The following is an 18,073-nucleotide window of genomic DNA, read 5'->3' on the forward strand; positions in this document are numbered from 1 at the left end:
GGGTCAGCGGGGGAGCCGTGCAAACCCCCGCCGCGGTCCTGCCGATCTGGCAAGAATCGCGAATCCTTCGCACCGGCGGGGCACGAATCCTCCGTTCCGCGTCGCGGCGGGTCGTAGGCTGACGACATGGTGAGCCTGACTGCAGACATGAGTCCCCTTCATCCGGACCGCAACCTGGCTCTCGAGCTCGTGCGTGCGACGGAGGCCGCGGCGATCCGCTCGGTTCCGTTCATCGGACGGGGCAAGAAGGAGCTCGCCGACGGTGCCGCCGTGGACGCGATGCGTGCGTTCCTGTCGACGGTGAACTTCGACGGCGTCATCGTGATCGGCGAGGGCGAGAAGGACAACGCGCCCATGCTCTACAACGGCGAGCATGTCGGCACGGGGCGCGGCCCGCAGTGCGACATCGCCGTCGACCCCATCGACGGGACGACCCTGACGGCCGAGGGCCGCAACAACGCGCTGTCGGTGCTCGCGGTCTCGGACCGCGGGACGATGCTCGACGCGTCCGCCGTCTTCTACATGGACAAGCTCGTGACGGGCCCCGCCGGGGTCGGCGTCGTCGACATCCGCCTGCCGATCGGGGAGAACATCCGCCGCCTCGCGAAGGCGCTCGACAAGCCCGTCGATGAGCTCGTCGTGTCCGTCCTGAACCGTCCGCGGCACGCGAAGCTCATCGATGAGATCCGCGAGGCCGGCGCCGGCACCCGTCTCATGAGCGACGGCGACGTCGCCGGTGGGATCAACGCGGCGCGCTACAACGCCCGCACGGACATGTGCGTCGGGATCGGCGGCAGCCCCGAGGGCATCGTCACGGCGTGCGCCATCAAGGCGCTCGGCGGGCACATCCAGGGTCGGCTGTGGGCGCGGGACGACGAGGAGAAGCAGCGCGGGATCGACGCGGGACTCAAGCTCGACGACCACGTCTACGAGGCCGACGACCTCGTGAAGGGCAGCAACACGATCTTCGTCGCGACGGGCGTCACCAACGGCGAGCTCGTCGCCGGCGTGCGGCGCGCCGGCGCGGACTACCTCTTCACCGAGAGCGTCGTGCTGCGCGGGGCTTCGGGCACGATGCGACGGATCACCTCGGAGCACCTCACGTCGAAGTGGCTGTAGCCCCGACGCGGTGATCCTCGTTCCGTGATCGGATCGAGACGACCGCCTGCGTGCCGACACAGGGAATGTGCATCCGCCTCTGGCACAATGGTCAGCGTGTCAGCGGCGACATTGTTCGCCGTCCATGCACATCGGGAGACCTAATGACCGCAGCTTCGAGCAGTCCGAGGACCGGGCAGCTGACCGTCCCCATCGACCCGGCGCGTCGTCCCGACGTCCTGCTGCGCCGCCGTGCTCCCGAGGGTCACCAGGTCAGTGCATGGTGGATGATCGGTGCTTTCGTCGTCGTCTCGGCCGCCGTCGTCGGTCTCATGAACTTCTTCCCGGGCGGCTGAGCCCCTCCTCCCCCTCGAGCCGGGCCCGCAGTTCGCCCACATCCGCGACGAGCGAGGGCTCCTCCACGGTTGTCTCGGGCATCGTCAGCTCCGGCGCCGTCACGCGCTTCGGCGTCTTCTCCACGAACGCCGGCGCCGCCACGGCATCCAGCTTCGTCTCATCGATTCCCGGGAACCGGCGGGCGCTGACCAGGACCCGCGTCTCGAGCGACCCGACGAGCCGGTTGTAGCTGTCGACCGTGCGCTCCAGCGCGCGGCGCAGGTCCTCCGCATGTCCGGCGAGCCCGCCCAGGCGGTGGTACAGCTCGTTGCCGAGCTCGAAGAGGGTCCGGGCCTCGTCGCTGACGTCCTGCTGGGTCCACGTGTAGGCGACGGTCTTCAGCACCGCCCACAGGTTCACCGGCGAAGCGAGCGCCACGCGACGCCCGAACGCGTAGTCCAGCAGTGACGGGTCTTCCTCCAGCGCCGCGGCGAGGAGCGACTCGCTCGGGATGAAGCAGACGACGAACTCGGGGCTCGACCGCAGCCCCGCCCAGTACGACCTCTTCGCGAGCGCGTCCACGTGCGCGCGCACCGCCTTCACATGCTTCTCCAGGAGCGTCTTGCGCCGCGCGCCCTCCTCTCCCTGCGCCGTCACGGGGATGGCGCTCGCCTCGAGGTAGGCGTCCAGCGGCACCTTCGCGTCGACCGCGAGCGCCTTGTCGCCGGGAAGGCGCACGACGAGGTCGGGGCGGCCCGCGCCGGCATCCGAGCTGATCGAGGACTGCGTCTCGAAGTCCACGAAGCGCGTGAGGCCGGCCGACTCGACGATGCGCCGCAGCTGCGTCTCGCCCCAGACGCCGCGCGCGGAGCTCGAGCGCAGCGCGCCGGCGAGCGATTCCGTCGTCGCCCGCAGGGCCTCGTCGGACTGCTGTGCGCGGCGCAGCTGCTCGGCGATGGACCCGTACTGCGACTGCCGTTCGCGCTCGAGCTCGTCGACCTTCTGCTGCATGGTCTGCAGGGTCTCCTGGACGGGCGCGAGGGCCCGCAGCACCAGCTGCTCGCGCCGCTCCCGCTCCTGGGCCGCCAGCTGGTCGGCGCGGGACTGGGCGCCGAGCTCCCGGTGCAGGGCGCGCTGCTGATCCAGCTGCGCAGCCAGGGCCTCGCGCGCCGCCTCGGCGGCGGCGAGGCGCGCAGTCAGCGTTTCGCGGGCGGCGGCGGAGCGCTCTGCGGTGCGCGCGCCGCCGGCGAACCAGCCCGCGAGCAGCCCGGCGAACAGGCACGCGATCGCGACGACGGTGAACATGACGGCATCCATACCGTCAGGATGCCGTGGGGGTGCGACACCGGCCGCGCGACACTCAGACCGCGGCGGGGAGCAGCGCCGGGACCGGCGCCTCGGCGGGCACCGGGATCTGCGGGACGCGCAGGCCCAGCAGCATCGCGAGCTCGACGACATCCACGGCGCCGGCACGCTGCGCGGCGTCGATCATGATGTGCGCGCATGCGGCGGCATCGGCTGTCGCGTCGTGGTGCGCGAAGTCGAGGTAGCCGGCGGCGGAGGCGACGAGGGGGAGCCGGTAGGACGGCAGGTCGTAGCTCTTGCGGGCGACCTGCAGGCTGCAGACGTAGCGGTAGGGGGCCACGGTGTCGCCGGTGACGTCGCAGGCGCGCCGGAGGACGGCCATGTCGAAGCCGGCGTTGTGCGCCACGAGCACGTCGTCGCCGACGAACGCGGCGAGATCGGGCAGCTGCTCGCTCCACGTCTTCGCGCCGACGACGTCCTCCGCCCGGATGCCGTGGATGCCGGTGTTCAGCTCGAAGAAGCGATCGTGCCCGGCGGGAGGCCGGATGAGCCAGCCCGTCGTCGCGACGATGCGACCGTCACGGACCCGGGCGAGCCCGACGGCGCAGGCCGAGGCGCTGGAGGAGTTCGCCGTCTCGAAGTCGATCGCGGTGAAATCCAGGGCCACGACTTCACCCTCGCGCCGGTCGGGCGCCCGGTCCGGGAGGCGCGCCGAGGTCGTCCGACGTAGGGTCGGATGGTGACCAGCGATCGGGAGATGTCGACCTCGTTCGGCCGTGCCGCCGGAGCGTACGAGCAGGGCCGTCCGGAGTACCCGTCCGCCGCCGTGACGTGGATGCTGGCGCCCGCCGCCCGGGACGGACGGGCGACGCGCGTGGCGGATGTGGGCGCGGGGACCGGGAAGCTCACGCGCGCGCTCGTCGAGCTGGGTGCCGAGGTGGTGGCCGTGGATCCCGACCCCGAGATGCTCGCGGCCCTGCGGGGCGCCGTGCGGGGCGTGCCGACCTTCACCGGCACGGCCGAGCAGCTCCCGCTCCCGGAGGCGTCCGTCGACGCCGTCGTCCTCGGCCAGGCATGGCACTGGGTGGAGCCCGTCGCGGCCTCGGCCGAGGTCGCCCGCGTGCTGCGCGCCGGCGGCGTGCTGGGCCTCATCTGGAACATCCGCGACGAGAGCGTTCCCTGGGTGGCGCGCCTGACAGCCATCATGCAGGGCAGCAATGCGGAGAAGATGCTCGCGGCGGGCGATCCGCCCGTCGCGGCGCCGTTCACCGGGCTCGAGGCGGAGGAGTGGCGGTGGTCCCGCCCGATGACGCGGGCGACCCTGACGGCGATGGTGCGCTCGCGGAGCTACATCATCACGGCGGGCGCGGAGGAGCGCGCACGCATCGATCGCGAGATCGCCGAACTGTTCGACGACATCGAAGCGGTGGGGGATGCCGCCGTCGAGCTGCCGTACGTGACCCGTGCGTATCGGGCGGTCCGTCCGTAGCGACGGATCGGGCGGTCCGTCCGTAGGGACGGGGCGGGGCCGCGCGATCCCGCCACGTAGACTGGATGCCCGTGGCTCTTACCATCGGAATCGTCGGTCTCCCCAACGTCGGCAAGTCGACGCTCTTCAACGCCCTGACCAAGAATCAGGTGCTCGCGGCGAACTACCCGTTCGCGACGATCGAGCCGAACATCGGGGTCGTGAACCTCCCCGACCCCCGGCTGGAGAAGCTCGCCGAGATCTTCGGCAGCGAGCGGATCCTGCCCGCCGCCGTCTCGTTCGTCGACATCGCCGGCATCGTGCGCGGCGCGAGCGAGGGTGAGGGTCTCGGCAACAAGTTCCTCGCGAACATCCGTGAGGCGGATGCCATCGCGCAGGTCGTCCGCGGCTTCTCCGACGCCGACGTCGTGCACGTCGAGGGCGCCGTGAACCCGCGCAACGACATGGAGACCATCAACGCCGAGCTGCAGCTGGCCGACCTCGAGACGCTCGAGAAGGCGATCACGCGGTACGAGAAGGAGGTCAAGGGCCGCAAGCTCGACCCGTCCGTCCTCGAGGCCGCCGTCGCCGCGCGCGACGCGCTGCAGCGCGGCGAGCTGCTGTCGGCGTCCACGCTCGACCTCGCCCCCATCAAGGAGCTGGGCCTGCTGACGGCGAAGCCGTTCATCTTCGTCTTCAACGTCGACGAGGCCGTCCTCACCGATCCCGCGCGAAAGGCCGAGCTGGAGTCGCTCGTCGCGCCCGCGAAGGCCGTGTTCCTCGACGCGAAGATCGAGTCGGAGCTCATCGACCTCGACCCGGCGGATGCCGCCGAGCTCCTGGCATCCACGGGTCAGGAGGAGTCGGGACTCGACCAGCTCGCCCGCATCGGCTTCGACACCCTCGGCCTGCAGACGTACCTGACCGCCGGCCCCAAGGAGTCGCGCGCGTGGACGATCGGCAAGGGGTGGAAGGCGCCGCAGGCGGCCGGCGTCATCCACACCGACTTCGAGAAGGGCTTCATCAAGGCCGAGGTCATCTCGTTCGAGGACCTCGTCGCGACCGGCTCGGTCGTCGAGGCCCGCGCGAAGGGCAAGGCGCGCCTGGAGGGCAAGGACTACGTCATGCAGGACGGCGACGTCGTGGAGTTCCGCTTCAACGTGTGACGCCGCGGATCGGCGAAGGCCCGGTGCGGGGCCGGCGTCCGGCTCCCGCACCGGGCCTTCGATGAGGCCCTAGAGACCGGCTCCGCTGGGCGAGACGAGGATCTTCACCGCGGTCTCGTTGTGGTGGATCAGCGTGTCGAAGCCCTTGGACACCAGATCGTCGAGGCCGATCTTCCCGGTGATGAACGGCTTGAGGTCGATCTTGCCGTCTTCCACCAGCTTGATCGTGGCGGGGTGGTCGTTCACGTAGGCGATCGTGCCGCGGAGGTCGATCTCCTTGAGCACGAGCTTCTGCATGTCCAGGCTCGCCGGGTGCCCCCAGATCGAGATCACCACGACCACGCCCTGCGGGCGCACCGCGTCGAGCAGGGTGTCGAACACCGCCTGCACGCTCGTCGCCTCGAAGGCGACGTCCGCGCCGCGACCGTCGGTGAGCCGCTTGACCTCGGTCACCACGTCCACCTCGAGCGGGTTCAGCGCGACATCGGCGACACCGGCATCGAGCGCCTTCTGGCGGCGGAGCGAACTGATCTCCGAGATGACGACGTTCACCCCCTCCGCCTTCAGCACGGCAGCGGTGAGCAGGCCGATCGGGCCGGCACCTCCGACGAGTGCCCACTGGCCGGCGCGCGCCCCCGAACGGATGACCGCATGGTGCGCGACCGAGAGGGGCTCGATGAGCGCGGCTTCGTCCAGCGGAACAGAGCTGTCGACCGGATGCACCCAGCGGCGCTCGACGACGATGTTCTCCGCGAGGCCGCCCCCGCGTCCGCCGAGACCGATGAAGTTCATGTTCTCCGACAGGTGGTAGTCCGTGCTCTCCGGGCCGGTGTCGACTGCGGAATCGATGATGTACGGCTCGACGACGACATGCTGGCCGACCTCGAGGTCGGTGACGCCCTCGCCGAGCTCACGGACGACGCCCGAGAACTCGTGTCCGAGGGTGATCGGGGCTGACTCGCCCGAGATCGGGTGGGGATGGCCTGCCGGCGGCACGAAGATCGGACCGTCGAGATACTCGTGCAGGTCGCTCCCGCAGATCCCCGTCCAGGCGACGTCGATGCGCACGGTGCCGGGCTGCAGCGGCTGCTGCTCGATGTCCTCGATGCGAATGTCCTCGCGACCGTAATATCTCGCGGCTTTCATGGGTTCTTCCTCTCTCGAACGGAAGACGGCGTCTCCGGTCGATTCCGAGTTCGTTCACCCGTCCGCCGTTCCCAGCCTAAACCTCGGCGGGTCGTCCCATCCGGGGTTGTACTCTGGCGTGAGGCAGGAGGTCTGAGGATGCCGTTCAATCTCACCGGACCCGGCCACAGCGAACTCCTCGTCAAGCGGAGTCGCTTCCTCGGATGCGTCGAGCCCGTCTCCGGTCGGGACCAGGCCGTCGCGCGCGTCGCCGGGCTGCGCGCCGAGCACCCGGGTGCGCGGCACGTCTGCTGGGCGCTCATGGCAGGCGGGCACTCGGCGGCCCACGACGATGGCGAGCCGAGCGGCACCGCGGGGCGGCCCATGCTCGAGGTGCTGCGGCATCAGGAACTCGAGGGCGTCCTCGCGACGGTCGTGCGCTATTTCGGGGGAGTGAAGCTCGGCGCGGGCGGGCTTGTCCGCGCCTACACGGATGCGGTGGCGCAGGCGCTACTGGGCGCCGACCGCGTGCCGCTCATCCGGATGCGGATGGTGCGGATCACGGTGCCGTACTCCGTCGAGGGGGCGGTGCGCCGCGAGCTGGAGGCGCACGCCGCGACGCTCGAAGCCGTGCAGCACGGCACCGAGGCGGGGATGACCGTGCAGGTCGCCGAAGACCGCGCCGCGGCGCTTATCGCGCGCGTGAACGACGCATCGCTGGGGCGGGCGGTCTTCGGCTGAGCCGCTCGCGCCGGAACCCGCACACGGCCGTCGCTCGCGCACTACCGTGGAGTGGAGCGCGTGCAGCGACGGAGGTACAGACATGACCACGAAGAAGACGGACCTTTCCCCTGCGGCGAAGGTCGGGCTCGGCATCATCGGCGTCGCGCAGATCGCGTTCGCCTTCCTCGCGTTCTGGGATCTGGCCCTGCGCTCGGCCGCCGACGTGCGCGGGCCGAAGCCGGCCTGGATCCCGGCGATCCTCGTCAACTGGATCGGGCCGGCCGCGTACTTCGTGTTCGGCATCCGGCACCGCCGCTGACTGTCGGTGCCGCGACCTACGCTGGCACCATGCCCTCCCTCGACGACGTCCGGCGCATCGCGGCGACGCTTCCCGGGAGCGAAGAACGCACGACCACGGGCGGAGCGGCGTGGTTCGTGCGTGGCAAGCTCTACGCCTGGGAGTGCCACCCGTGGCCGAGCATCCCGGAGGGGGTCCGCGCCGTCATCGCGTCGGAGCTCGTCGTCGGCGTGAAGGTCGCCGACCCGCTCGATGCGCTCGCGCTCCGCGAGATGGCGCCCGAGGTCTTCCTGCCGCGCACGACGGGCTGGGGCGAGCCGAAGATCGCGTTCCGCATGGCCGCCATCGACGCGGACCATCTCGACGAGCTCGTGTCGGAGGCGTGGCGTTCGCAGGCGCCGAAGTACCTGTGCGCCGGGCTCGACGAGGCGGGCTGAGGCCGCCTCATGCCCGGCCCTGCAGGATCAGGTGCCAGTAGACCTGCGGGAAGACGTAGCGGTCGATGATCCAGTTCCGCCGGCTCTCCCGGTACGACGTGCGCCACAGGGTGGGGGTCAGGCGACGCTGGTCGTCGAACTCGGCGAAGACCGCGGTGGAGCGGGTGACCGTGAACGGGCAGACGCCGTACCCGTCGTAGCGTGCCTCCGGCTCCCGACCGCGCAGCACGGCGACGAGGTTCCGGGCGAGCACCTTCGTCTGCGGGCGGAGGGCGCCGCCGGACTTCGAGTTCGTCGTGCCCGCCGCATCGCCGAGCGCCCAGACGTTCGAGAACCGCGCGTGCCGCAGCGTCCGCACATCGACGTCCACGAACCCGCCGGAGTCCGTGCCCGCGAGCCCGCTCTCCGCGATGAAGGGCGGTGCCGACTGCGGCGGCTCGACGAGCAGCGCGTCATAGGCGATGGTCTGCGCGTGGCCGGCGCCGGTCGTGAAGATGAGGGAGCGGGCCTCCGCGTCGATCTCGGTCACCCGCGCCGCGGTGTGCACCTCGATGCCGTACTCGGCGACCTTGCGCTCGAGCTCGGCATCGATCTCCGGGATGCCGAAGATCGTCGGGTCCGGAACGAGGAGGACGACCCGGCGACCGTCCCCGCGCGGAGATCGCGCAGGAGAGGGGATGCCTTCGCGGCGAGGTCGAACAGGTAGTTGGAGGCACCGGCGGGGGAGAGACGATGAGGTGCTCGTATTGCAGGCGGCCCCTCGGGCAGGACGGAGGCGACGGCATCCTGCACCCACTCCACGCCGCGTGGCGTGACATCTGCCTGCGGGCGCACCGCCTCGCTCGCGCGGGCCGTGCCGCCGGCGACATGCGAGAAGAGGGGCTTGTAGTAGTGGTCGGTCTGCGGTTCGACCACGACGATGTCCGTCACGCCGGCGCGCCGGAGGCGCCCGGCGACCGAGAGGCCGCCGTTGCCGCCCCCGATCACGACGACGTTCACGCGGCGGGCAGGGGTCGTGCCGGAATCATCCATGCCGGTGAGGGTAGGTCGCCGCTCCGCCGAGCGCGCCCGCCTTGACAGGCGGGGGCGGGGATGGCAGGGCCCCGCCACCCTCGATGGGAGGATGGAGGGATGTCCGCAACACTCGTGGCGCAGAGCCTGGCCGGCGGGTACGGTCACCGCACCCTCTTCGACCGGCTCGACCTCACGGTCGCCCCCGGCGACGTCATCGGGGTCGTCGGCGCGAACGGAGCCGGCAAGTCCACGCTGCTGCGGCTGCTGGGCGGCGTCGACGAGCCGCAGGGCGGCACGGTGTCGCTCGCCCCGGCGGACGCGTTCGTCGGCTGGCTTCCCCAGGAGCACGAGCGCCTCGCGGGAGAGACCGTCGCGGCGTACATCGCGCGCCGGACGGGCTGCGCGGACGCGACGAAGGACATGGATGCCGCAGCGGCGGCACTCGGCGACCCCGCCCTGGCCGCGCCCGGTGTCGACCCCGCGGACGCCTACTCGACGGCGCTGGACCGGTGGCTCGCGAGCGGTGCCGCCGACCTCGACGAACGCCTCCCCGTCGTGCTGGCCGACCTCGGGCTCGACCTCGGCGACGACCCGGCCGACGCGCTGATGACCTCCCTCTCCGGCGGGCAGGCGGCCCGCGTGGGTCTTGCCGCCCTCCTTCTCTCCCGCTTCGACATCGTCCTCCTCGACGAGCCCACCAACGACCTCGACCTCGACGGGCTCGAGCGCCTCGAAGCGTTCGTGCGCGGACTCCGCGGCGGGGTCGTGCTCGTCAGCCATGACCGCGAGTTCCTCGCCCGGTGCGTCACGCGCGTCCTGGAACTCGATATCGCCCAGGGCTCGAACCGCGTCTTCGGGGGTGGCTACGACTCGTACCTGGAGGAGCGCGCGACGCTCCGCCGGCACGCCCGGGAGAAGTACGACGAGTTCGCCGACAAGAAGGCCGACCTCGTGGCGCGTGCGCGGGTGCAGCGGGAATGGTCGAGCCAGGGCGTGCGCAACGCGATGAAGAAGTCGCCGGACAACGACAAGATCCGCCGCAAGGCCGCGACGGAATCCAGCGAGAAGCAGGCGCAGAAGGTGCGCCAGATGGAGAGCCGCATCGCCCGCCTCGACGAGGTGGACGAACCGCGCAAGGAGTGGCAGCTCCAGTTCACGATCGGCTCCGCGCCGCGTTCCAGCTCGGTCGTCTCGACGCTGAGCGGCGCCGTGCTCCGGCAGGGCTCCTTCACGCTCGGCCCCGTCTCGCTGCAGGTCAACGCGGGGGAGCGCATCGGCATCACGGGGCCCAACGGCGCCGGCAAGTCGACCCTGCTGCGGGCGCTCCTCGGCCAGCAGGCGCCGGACGAGGGAACGGCGGGTCTCGGCGCGAGCGTGCAGATCGGCGAGATCGACCAGGCCCGCTCCCTGCTGGCAGGCGCCCGGCCGCTCGCCGACGCGTTCGAGGCCGCCGTCCCCGAGATGCCCTCCGCCGAGGTGCGCACCCTGCTGGCGAAGTTCGGGCTCAAGGCCGACCATGTGACCCGGCCGGTCGACGAGCTGTCGCCGGGGGAGCGGACGCGGGCGGGACTGGCCCTCCTGCAGGCGCGCGGCGTCAATCTGCTGGTGCTCGACGAGCCCACGAACCACCTCGATCTCCCGGCGATCGAGCAGCTCGAAGAGGCGCTGGAGACGTACGAGGGGACGCTGCTGCTCGTCACGCACGACCGGCGGATGCTGGAGACCGTGCGCACCGACCGCCACTGGCGCGTCGAGTCCGGGCGGGTGACCGAGCTGTAGGCGGTCAGCGCCCCTGGCGCTTCTTGTACGGCTTCGGCTGTCCCTTGACGACCGGTGCGCGCCCCTTCCCCTTCGACGCCTTCGCCTTCCCGCCTGCGGGCGCGGTCGGCTTCTGCTCCGGTGCGGGCTCCGCCGCGATCCGCTCCTTCGCCTCGACGAGGAGGAGCGTGCCGGCGGGGGTCAGCCGCGGGGTGGCGCCGTCCCGCGTGAAGAGGGCGTGGCCGACCTCCGCCTCGAGCTTGTCGATCGAGGAGTAGAGCGCGGGCAGGGGGATGCCGAGGGCCTGCGCCGCGCGCGGGAAGTGCAGCTCCTCGGCGGCGGCGACGAAACGCGTGAGCGCGGTGATGTTCACGGGGCGTTCCTCGGGTCGGCGGTCGTCACCTGCTCAGGATAGGCGTTCCCACGGCGGGCGATTCCGCTCCCGGCTCGGACGGTCCGCCGGGGAACAGGCGCGGACGCAGCCACAGCGCGACGTAGACGAGCCCGACGAGCACCGGCACCTCGATGAGCGGACCCACGATCCCGGCGAGCGCCTGGCCGCTCGTGGCGCCGAAGGTGCCGATCGCCACCGCGATGGCGAGCTCGAAGTTGTTCCCCGCTGCGGTGAAGGCGAGGGTCGCGGTGCGCTCGTAGCCGAGACCGGCGAGCCGACCCGTGAGGAATCCGACGAGGAACATGGCCGCGAAGTACGCCAGCAGGGGCAGCGCGATGCGCGCGACGTCGAGCGGCCGCGCGATCACCTGCTCGCCCTGCAGCGCGAAGAGCATCACGATCGTGAAGAGCAGCCCGCCGAGCGCCAGCGGGGTCACCTTCGGCAGGAACACCGATTCGTACCAGTCGCGACCGCGCCGGCGCTCGCCGAGGGTCCGGGACAGGTACCCCGCGAGGAGCGGAACACCCAGGAAGACGAGGACGCTGACGGTGATCGCCCACACCGAGAACTCCGCGCTCGTCGTCGGCAGGCCGAGCCAGGTCGGGAGCACCTGAAGGTAGAACCAGCCCAGCGCCGAGAACGCGAGCACCTGGAAGACGGAGTTGAGCGCGACGAGGAACGCCGCCGCCTCACGGTCGCCGCACGCGAGATCGTTCCAGATCAGCACCATCGCGATGCACCGCGCGAGCCCCACGATGATGAGGCCCGTGCGGTACTCGGGCAGGTCGGGCAGGAGCAGCCACGCGAGGGCGAACATGAGGGCCGGCCCGATGAGCCAGTTCAGGACGAGCGAGGTGACGAGCAGCCGACGGTCGCGGGCGATCACGGCGGCATCCGAGTACCGCACCTTCGCGAGCACGGGGTACATCATGACCAGTAGGCCGATGGCGATCGGGATGCTGACCGACCCGATGGATGCCGCGTGCAGCAGGTCGCCGAAACCCGGCGCGAAGACGGCCAGGGCGATGCCGACGCCCATCGCGAGGAGGATCCAGACCGGCAGGAAACGGTCCAGCGGCCCGAGGCGCGCCGGACGGGCGGAGATCGTGCTCATCGCCCGCACTTCAGGCCGGCGTCGAGAGCACGTGCGCCACGCGGTCGATGGCACCCGGCACGAGGGCGAAGTAGGCCCACGTGCCGCGCTTGCTGCGCGTGAGGAACCCGGCGGTCGTGAGGATCTTGAGGTGGTGCGAGACCGTCGGCTGGCTGAGCCCGAGCGGCTCGATGAGATCGCACACGCACGCCTCGGCGTCCTTCGACGCGGCCACGATCGACAGGAGGCGCAGCCGGGCGGGGTCGGCGAGGGCCTTCATCGTCTTCGCGAGCGTCTCCGCCTCGTCGGCTGACAGCGGCTCCCGCAGCAGCGGAGCGCTGCACGTCGCCGCGGTGATGTCCGTCAATTCGAGGGTGACCATGCATTGATGCTAGTCGATATTGACAACTGTCGATACCCCGGGTAGAACTGGACATCGAAGACCATCGATGTCCTCTTCGTGTCCCTTTCCTGTCTTTTCGGAGTCCGCATGACCCTGCTCGATCTCACCCCCCGTGTCGCCACCGGCGACCGGCTGGCGACCCTTCCCGTCGCGGTCATCGGCGCCGGGCCGATCGGCCTCGCCGCGGCCGCGAACCTCCTCGAGCGCGGAATCGACGTCGTCGTGTACGAGGCGGGCGACGACGTCGCCGCGAGCGTCCGCGCGTGGGGTCACATCCGGCTCTTCTCCCCGTGGAAGCACCTCGTCGACCCGGCATCGCATCGCCTGCTCGCGGCCGGCGGGTGGGTGCTCCCGACACCGGAACGGGCGCCCACCGGGACGGAGCTCGTCGAGCAGTACCTCGTCCCGCTCTCCCAGGTCGACGAGATGAAGCGCCGCATCCGCACCGGCGTCGAGGTCGTCGCCGTCGCCCGCGAGGGGATGGACCGCACCCGTACCCGCGCCCGCGCGGCGACGCCGTTCGTGCTCCGGCTGCGCGACGCATCCGGAGCGGTCACCGAGGAGACGGCGCGCGCCGTGATCGACGCGTCGGGGACGTACACCTCACCGAACCCGCTGTCCTCGAACGGACTCGACCTGCTGGGGTTGGACGCGATCGCCGACCGCGTCACGGCGGCGCTGCCCGACGTGCTCGACGGCGACCGCGCGACGTTCGCCGGCCGCCGCGTCACGGTCGTGGGCGCCGGGCACTCCGCCGCCAACACGCTGCTCGCCCTCGTGAGGCTGGCGCGCGACGAGCCGGGGACGACGGTGACGTGGCTCATCCGGGGCGCACGGGCGGTGCGCGTGTCGTCCTCGCCCGACGACGAGCTCGCCGGGCGTGCCCACCTCGGCAGCCGGGTCGACCGGGCGGCGGCGCGCGGGGAGATCGCGGTGCTGGACGGGTTCGAGATCCTCCGCGCGGAGCGCGACGGCGACGCCGCCGTGCTGATCGGACGCCGACGCGGTGAGCTCGTGCGGCACCAGACCGACGTCATCGTGAACGCGACGGGCTTCCGCCCCGATCTGGATATGCTCCGCGAGGTCCGGCTCGACCTCGACGACATCGTCGAGGCGCCGAAGCGCCTGGCTCCGCTCATCGACCCGAACGTGCACTCGTGCGGCACCGTCGAGCCGCACGGATTCCGTGAGCTCACGCACCCCGAGCGCGGGTTCTTCATCGTGGGGATGAAGTCCTACGGGCGGGCGCCGACCTTCCTGCTGGCCACGGGGTACGAGCAGGTGCGCTCCGTCGTCGCATGGCTCGCCGGCGACACCGCCGCGGCATCCACCGTGACGCTGACGCTCCCCGCGACCGGCGTGTGCTCCACCGACCAGGCCGGCGGATGCTGCTCGTGATCCGTGTGCGGACGATGAGGCGTGCGGACTGGGAACGCGTCGAAGACATCTACCGGCAGGGGATCGAGGAGGGCGAGGCGACGTTCGAGTCGGACCCCCCGACGTGGGACGACTTCGATGCCGGCCGGCTGGCGGCGCCCCGCCTCGTCGCCGTCGACGAACACGACCGCGTGCAGGGCTGGGCGGCGGCGTCCGTCGTCTCGGCCCGCGAGGCGTACCGCGGCGTGATCGAGCACTCCGTCTACGTTGATCGCGCTGCCCGCGGGCAGGGGGTCGGGCGGCTCCTGCTGGCAGCGTTCGTCGCGGCGGCGGAGGAGTTGGGCGTATGGACGATCCAGTCGAGCATCTTCCCCGAGAACGCCGCGAGTCTGCGACTGCACGAGTCCGCCGGGTTCCGCGTGGTGGGCCGGCGCGATCGGATCGCCCGCTCCGTACGCGGCCCCCACGCCGGGACGTGGCGGGACACCATCCTCATCGAACGCCGCCGCGCCGAACAGCGCACCGACCCTCACCAGGAGACCTCATGACCGACAAGCCCACCGTCCTCTTCGTCTGCGTCCACAACGCCGGTCGCTCGCAGATGGCCGCCGGCTACCTGCGCGCGCTCGCCGGCGACGACGTCGAGGTGCTGTCCGCCGGCTCGGAGCCGAAGGACCAGATCAACCCCGTCGCCGTGCAGGCGATGGCCGAGGAGGGGATCGACATCGCCGGGCAGGCGCCGAAGATCCTGACGGTGGATGCCGTCCGCGAATCGGACGTCGTCATCACGATGGGCTGCGGCGACGCGTGCCCGATCTTCCCCGGCAAGCGCTACGAGGACTGGGAGCTCGACGACCCCGCCGGACAGGGGATCGACGCCGTCCGCCCGATCCGCGACGAGATCCGCCGGCGCGTCGAGGCGCTCATCGCGGAGGTGCGATCGGGAGGATGATGGGGGTATGCCCCGCACCCCCTACGCCGACCGGCCGTGGCTCTCCGCGTATGCCGACGGTGTTCCCGCCGACATCGACGAGCCGTCGCAGACCCTTCCCGAGATGATCGCGCTGAGCGCGAGCGCGTACGGCAAGCGCACGGCGCTGGAGTACTTCGGCGCCACGACGACCTACGCCCGTCTCGGTGAGCAGATCGAGCGCGCCGCGGAAGGACTGCGGCGTCTGGGCGTCGTGAAGGGCGACCGCGTCGCGATCGTCCTGCCGAACTGCCCGCAGCACGTCGTCGCGTTCTACGCCGTGCTGCGCCTGGGAGCGATCGTCGTGGAGCACAACCCCCTCTACACGGCACGGGAGCTGCGCCACCAGTTCGAGGATCACGGCGCACGGCATGCCATCGTGTGGGACAAGACGGCGGATGTGGTGGCCGGCTTCCCCGACGACGTGCGACCGGCGCACATCATCAGCGTCGACCTCACGACGGCGCTGCCGCTCGGGACGCGTCTCGCGCTGCGCCTGCCGGTGCCGAAGGCGCGGACCGCTCGGGCGCAGCTCACCACCCGACCGCGTGCGAAGCACCTGCACGCGTGGAGCGGGGTCGTCGACCAGCGGCGGCTGTCGCGCCGTGTCCGCGGGCCCGTGCTCTCCGACATCGCGGTGCTGCAGTACACGAGCGGGACGACCGGGATGCCGAAGGGTGCGATCCTCACGCACGCGAACCTCCTCGCGAACGCGATGCAGGGGCGGGCGTGGGTGCCGGGCCTCGTCGACGGCGAGGAGACCTTCTACGCCGTGCTGCCGCTGTTCCACGCGTACGGGATGACGCTCTGCCTTACGTTCGCGATGAGCATCGGCGCCAAGCTCGTGCTGTTCCCGAAGTTCGACCTCGACCTCATGATCGACGCGGCGCGGACGAGCCCGCCGACGTTCCTCCCGGCGGTGCCGCCGATCTACGACCAGCTGGCGCGCGCGGCGTCCCGTGGGAAGATCGACCTCTCCGGCGTCCGGTTCGCGATCTCCGGCGCCATGAGCCTGCCCGTGTCGACCGTGACCCGGTGGGAGGAGGCGACCGGAGGTCTGCTCGTCGAGGGGTACGGGATGACGGAGACCTCGCCGGTCGCCGTCGGCAACCCCATGGGCCCGTCACGCCGCCCCGGCACGGTGGGTGTGCCGTTCCCGAGCACGGAGATCCGCGTCGTCGACCCCGAGAACCCCACCGTGGACCGGCCCCTGGGGGAGACCGGCGAGCTCCTGGTCCGCGGGCCGCAGGTGTTCCAGGGGTATTGGCAGCGCGAGGAGGAGACCAAGGCGGCCCTGATCGACGGCGGATGGCTGCGCACGGGCGACATCGCCTCGGTGTCGCCGGACGGCTTCGTCACGATCGTCGACCGGCTCAAGGAGCTCATCATCACGGGCGGATTCAACGTGTCGCCGAGCGAGGTGGAGGCGACGCTCGATTCGCATCCGGACGTCACGGCCGCCGCCGTCGTCGCGCTCCCGCGGTCAAGCGGAGGCGAGGAGGTCGCCGCCGCGGTCGTCCTGCGCGAGCGCGCGGTCCTCGACGTCGAAGCGCTGCGCGACTTCTGCCGCACCCGCCTGGCCGCCTATAAGGTCCCGCGCCGGATCGTGGCGATGGACGACCTGCCGCGCTCGCTCATCGGCAAGGTGCTTCGCCGCGAAGTGCGGGACCGGATGCTGGAGGGTCAGGCGAAGGGCGGCGGCGGGGGAGCCTAGAACGGCGGCGGATCGACGCCGGCCCGAAGCCCGCTGGGACTGACCCAGACGAGATCGCCGGATTCCTCCTCGCAACGCCACAGCGTCTCGTGCTTCACGCGATGATGGCTCCGGCAGAGCGGTGCGGTGTTGTCGGCCGCGGTCCGTCCGCCGTGGGCCCAGGCCTGTCGGTGATCGATGTCGCAGTCGGCGGACGGGCGCCCGCATCCGGGGAAGATGCAGACCGGATCGCGGACGCCGAGCCATCGCCGGAGCGCGACGGGGACCCGGTACGTCGTGCGGTCGAGGTCGAGGACCGTGCCGTCGATCGGGTGGGTGAGGATGCGGGTCCACGAGGTCGCCTCGCCGGCGAGGCGTCGCGCGGTGTCGAGATCAATCGGTCCGTAGCCGTCGAGCGTCGCGGGTTCGTCGGAGGCGCCCAGCAGGGTCAGCACCGGCACCGTCACCGACACGGCGGGCTTGCCGGGGCCGGCGGGTGCGTCCGGTGACGTGAGGTCGCACAGTACGTCGGCCCGCAGCTGGGCGAGGGTGCGCGTCTCTCCGTCGACGCCCGCGAGGTGCGCGGCGGCGGTGTCGAGCGTATGCAGGAGGTGCTCGCCCTTGTCGGCCGGAACAAGGGCCGTGAGTTGCGACATCCCGTCCAGCAGCGGAGTCAGCCTGACGTCGCGGTCTTCGCGTGCCCGCGCATGCCGTTCCTCCAGGGATTCAGGATGCACGCGCTCACGGATCGTCCGAGCGCGCATGCGGAAGCGGCCCGGAGCGAGTGAGACGGCGGCGGGCGACGCGGTGGAGTCGAACGCTGCCCACGTTTCCGGGGCGTCGGGCGGGAGGGTGTCGGCGAGCACTGCGGCCGCCGCCATGTTCTGCTCGGAGACCGTGCCCGCCACGCACAGCGACCACAGCTGCGGGCAGCGCTCCTGCAGCACGCTCGCGCGGTGTCCACGGCCGCGCACGCCCAGCTCCGAGAGGCGGAGTCGGACGGCGATGTCGGCGACCGCGGCACGTACGGCGAACTCGCGACGCCGCGCGCGGAAAGCGTGGACGGGGTCGTGCGGCGGCAGCTTGAAGGCGGGGTCGAGGGTCGGATCCGGTCCGACCCACGGGCCGGGATCCGCGGCCGCGTCATCCAGGATCGCGGCGATCGCCTGGTCCTGCGCGGCGCTCAGGGCCCGTGCCCGCACCGCGGCATCCTCCAGGAGAGCCAGCGCCGAGCCGTCCGCGGGCGAGTCGCATACCTCGTCGAAGACGCCGTCGTCCGGTTCACCGAGGACGCGGGCCTGGCCGGCGAACCGGCCGTCGGCCTCGTCGCACAGCGCGGCGAGGTACTCGTCGACGAACGCGGGGTCGCTCCACAGGTCGCCCTGCGGATCCACGTCGGTCGAAGAGAACTTCAT

General features: G+C 71.4%; 21 protein-coding genes. 12 read left to right on the forward strand and 9 right to left on the reverse strand.

Features of this window, described 5'->3' with window-relative positions:
• The first annotated feature begins 126 nt into the window (after positions 1–126).
• Positions 127–1,119, forward strand: coding sequence for a class II fructose-bisphosphatase (glpX, locus tag BR85_RS03135; protein ID WP_028495212.1), 993 nt, complete (start codon positions 127–129; stop codon positions 1,117–1,119).
• A 143-nt stretch (positions 1,120–1,262) separates the two neighbouring features.
• On the forward strand, positions 1,263–1,454 hold the full coding sequence (locus BR85_RS03140) for a hypothetical protein (RefSeq protein WP_051526125.1): 192 nt from the start codon (positions 1,263–1,265) through the stop codon (positions 1,452–1,454).
• Here the strand turns inward: BR85_RS03140 and BR85_RS03145 are convergent.
• Complete coding sequence (locus BR85_RS03145) at positions 1,429–2,751, reverse strand: DNA recombination protein RmuC (protein WP_028495214.1); 1,323 nt, start codon at positions 2,749–2,751, stop codon at positions 1,429–1,431. The two genes, BR85_RS03140 and BR85_RS03145, sit on opposite strands and share 26 nt — an antisense overlap.
• A 43-nt stretch (positions 2,752–2,794) precedes the next feature.
• The gene (locus BR85_RS03150; RefSeq protein ID WP_036272185.1) at positions 2,795–3,406 is read right to left on the reverse strand and encodes an exonuclease domain-containing protein; all 612 of its coding nucleotides are present in this window, start codon (positions 3,404–3,406) and stop codon (positions 2,795–2,797) included.
• A gap of 69 nt (positions 3,407–3,475) precedes the next feature.
• Between BR85_RS03150 and BR85_RS03155 the strand changes: the two genes are divergently transcribed.
• Together BR85_RS03155 and ychF are read left to right on the forward strand one after the other, a co-directional pair.
• Positions 3,476–4,228, forward strand: coding sequence for a class I SAM-dependent methyltransferase (locus BR85_RS03155; protein WP_028495215.1), 753 nt, complete (start codon positions 3,476–3,478; stop codon positions 4,226–4,228).
• A gap of 71 nt (positions 4,229–4,299) precedes the next feature.
• Positions 4,300–5,373 (forward strand): redox-regulated ATPase YchF, encoded by a 1,074-nt coding sequence (ychF, locus tag BR85_RS03160; RefSeq protein ID WP_028495216.1) that lies wholly within the window; start codon positions 4,300–4,302, stop codon positions 5,371–5,373.
• Positions 5,374–5,442: 69 nt separating this feature from the next.
• On the opposite strand, the gene BR85_RS03165 is transcribed toward ychF, so the two are convergent.
• Positions 5,443–6,519, reverse strand: coding sequence for a 2,3-butanediol dehydrogenase (locus BR85_RS03165; protein ID WP_028495217.1), 1,077 nt, complete (start codon positions 6,517–6,519; stop codon positions 5,443–5,445).
• Positions 6,520–6,657: 138 nt separating this feature from the next.
• Here BR85_RS03165 and BR85_RS03170 point away from each other — a divergent pair, with 138 nt between their 5' ends.
• The 3 genes from BR85_RS03170 to BR85_RS03180 all read left to right on the forward strand — a co-directional run bounded on the left by BR85_RS03170 (position 6,658) and on the right by BR85_RS03180 (position 7,956).
• A complete protein-coding gene (locus BR85_RS03170; protein WP_028495218.1) occupies positions 6,658–7,239 on the forward strand; it encodes an IMPACT family protein in 582 nt (193 codons plus the stop codon).
• A gap of 82 nt (positions 7,240–7,321) precedes the next feature.
• On the forward strand, positions 7,322–7,540 hold the full coding sequence (locus BR85_RS03175; RefSeq protein ID WP_028495219.1) for a PLDc N-terminal domain-containing protein: 219 nt from the start codon (positions 7,322–7,324) through the stop codon (positions 7,538–7,540).
• Positions 7,541–7,569: 29 nt separating this feature from the next.
• Positions 7,570–7,956 carry an MmcQ/YjbR family DNA-binding protein gene (locus tag BR85_RS03180; protein WP_036272187.1) on the forward strand — a complete coding sequence of 129 codons (387 nt, stop codon included), beginning with the start codon at positions 7,570–7,572 and terminating at the stop codon, positions 7,954–7,956.
• Positions 7,957–7,963: 7 nt separating this feature from the next.
• Here BR85_RS03180 and BR85_RS15825 read toward each other — a convergent pair whose 3' ends face one another.
• Complete coding sequence (locus tag BR85_RS15825) at positions 7,964–8,503, reverse strand: NAD(P)/FAD-dependent oxidoreductase (RefSeq protein ID WP_051526126.1); 540 nt, start codon at positions 8,501–8,503, stop codon at positions 7,964–7,966.
• A complete protein-coding gene (locus BR85_RS15830; RefSeq protein ID WP_051526127.1) occupies positions 8,482–8,988 on the reverse strand; it encodes an FAD-dependent oxidoreductase in 507 nt (168 codons plus the stop codon). The genes BR85_RS15825 and BR85_RS15830 overlap by 22 nt, the downstream gene beginning before the upstream one ends.
• 99 nt (positions 8,989–9,087) lie before the next feature.
• Between BR85_RS15830 and BR85_RS03190 the strand changes: the two genes are divergently transcribed.
• The gene (locus BR85_RS03190; protein WP_028495220.1) at positions 9,088–10,749 is read left to right on the forward strand and encodes an ABC-F family ATP-binding cassette domain-containing protein; all 1,662 of its coding nucleotides are present in this window, start codon (positions 9,088–9,090) and stop codon (positions 10,747–10,749) included.
• 4 nt (positions 10,750–10,753) lie between these two features.
• On the opposite strand, the gene BR85_RS03195 is transcribed toward BR85_RS03190, so the two are convergent.
• Genes BR85_RS03195 through BR85_RS03205 form a run of 3 tightly spaced genes read right to left on the reverse strand, consistent with a single transcriptional unit; the run spans position 10,754 to position 12,597 of the window.
• The gene (locus BR85_RS03195) at positions 10,754–11,101 is read right to left on the reverse strand and encodes a LysR family transcriptional regulator (protein ID WP_028495221.1); all 348 of its coding nucleotides are present in this window, start codon (positions 11,099–11,101) and stop codon (positions 10,754–10,756) included.
• Between the two features lie 25 nt (positions 11,102–11,126).
• On the reverse strand, positions 11,127–12,236 hold the full coding sequence (arsB, locus tag BR85_RS03200) for an ACR3 family arsenite efflux transporter (RefSeq protein WP_051526231.1): 1,110 nt from the start codon (positions 12,234–12,236) through the stop codon (positions 11,127–11,129).
• Between the two features lie 10 nt (positions 12,237–12,246).
• Positions 12,247–12,597, reverse strand: coding sequence for an ArsR/SmtB family transcription factor (locus BR85_RS03205; protein ID WP_028495222.1), 351 nt, complete (start codon positions 12,595–12,597; stop codon positions 12,247–12,249).
• A 108-nt stretch (positions 12,598–12,705) separates the two neighbouring features.
• Here BR85_RS03205 and BR85_RS03210 point away from each other — a divergent pair, with 108 nt between their 5' ends.
• Genes BR85_RS03210 through BR85_RS03225 form a run of 4 tightly spaced genes read left to right on the forward strand, consistent with a single transcriptional unit; the run spans position 12,706 to position 16,679 of the window.
• Entirely contained in the window at positions 12,706–14,016 is a 1,311-nt protein-coding gene (locus BR85_RS03210; protein WP_028495223.1) for an NAD(P)-binding domain-containing protein, read from the forward strand.
• The gene (locus BR85_RS03215) at positions 14,004–14,543 is read left to right on the forward strand and encodes a GNAT family N-acetyltransferase (protein WP_036272189.1); all 540 of its coding nucleotides are present in this window, start codon (positions 14,004–14,006) and stop codon (positions 14,541–14,543) included. Before BR85_RS03210 ends, BR85_RS03215 begins: the two co-directional genes overlap by 13 nt.
• Positions 14,540–14,947 carry an arsenate reductase ArsC gene (locus BR85_RS03220; RefSeq protein WP_028495225.1) on the forward strand — a complete coding sequence of 136 codons (408 nt, stop codon included), beginning with the start codon at positions 14,540–14,542 and terminating at the stop codon, positions 14,945–14,947. Before BR85_RS03215 ends, BR85_RS03220 begins: the two co-directional genes overlap by 4 nt.
• A 7-nt stretch (positions 14,948–14,954) precedes the next feature.
• The gene (locus tag BR85_RS03225) at positions 14,955–16,679 is read left to right on the forward strand and encodes a long-chain-fatty-acid--CoA ligase (RefSeq protein WP_028495226.1); all 1,725 of its coding nucleotides are present in this window, start codon (positions 14,955–14,957) and stop codon (positions 16,677–16,679) included.
• Here BR85_RS03225 and BR85_RS14825 read toward each other — a convergent pair.
• A complete protein-coding gene (locus BR85_RS14825; protein WP_051526128.1) occupies positions 16,676–18,073 on the reverse strand; it encodes an HNH endonuclease signature motif containing protein in 1,398 nt (465 codons plus the stop codon). The two genes, BR85_RS03225 and BR85_RS14825, sit on opposite strands and share 4 nt — an antisense overlap.

The organism is Microbacterium sp. UNCCL10, assembly GCF_000746195.1.
Taxonomy (GTDB): Bacteria; Actinomycetota; Actinomycetes; order Actinomycetales; family Microbacteriaceae; genus Microbacterium; species Microbacterium saccharophilum.